The following is a 701-nucleotide window of genomic DNA, read 5'->3' on the forward strand; positions in this document are numbered from 1 at the left end:
GTCATACCCCTGGCTATTGGCGTCATTGCTCCCCATGCTGGCCGGGAGAATCCATACAGCGGTAATACCCATATCAGCCAGTCTTTTGGCTTGTTTCTTAAAAGGTTCCAGAACCTTCCATCGGCAGGAAGGTACCAGTGAAACGAATGAATAAGGGTACCACTTTGAATGCTGTCTATATATGCTTAGATAAGCTAAATAGCCACGACTTGGATAAAAGAGGCACAATGTCCTTTGAACCAGGGGATGTTACTAACAAGGTGCATACTGACCGGGTCAGGAAAAGAAAACGTTTGACTTTTTAGGCTTCACCCATTACATGGGAACGAGCCTCAAAGACAAACGTATCCTTAAATGTAAAACCAGTAACAAGAAGCTGAATGCTTCATTGAAGCGAATGAGTGAGGGGATCAAACTCAACAGGCACAAATTAAGCATGCCGTTACTGATAGCCGATCTGAACCAAAAGCTTCGAGGTCATTATGCCTATTATGGAATGACATTCAATACCCGAAGATTGAACTCGTACTATTACCAGACAAAACGACTACTCCATAACTGGCTTAACCATCGTGGAGGCAAAAGGGTCTGGACATTGGGAAAAGGTCAAAAAACTAACGGAAGAATGGATACCATTAGTGAAATCTAAAATCTATCACAGCCGACTTTTAGCGAAACCGTAAATTGAGGAACCGTGTGCA

Annotated in this window: 1 protein-coding gene; it reads left to right on the top strand. The window is 43.1% G+C overall.

Going from position 1 to position 701, the window contains the following annotated elements; translation table 11 throughout:
- Nucleotides 1-319: 319 nt before the first annotated feature.
- Nucleotides 320-649, top strand: coding sequence for an RNA-dependent RNA polymerase family protein (locus tag A4R26_RS34315; RefSeq protein WP_081171742.1), 330 nt, complete (start codon nt 320-322; stop codon nt 647-649).
- The last annotated feature ends 52 nt before the right edge of the window (nt 650-701 follow it).

The sequence above is a fragment of the Niastella populi genome, assembly GCF_002078015.1.
Lineage (GTDB): Bacteria > Bacteroidota > Bacteroidia > Chitinophagales > Chitinophagaceae > Niastella > Niastella populi.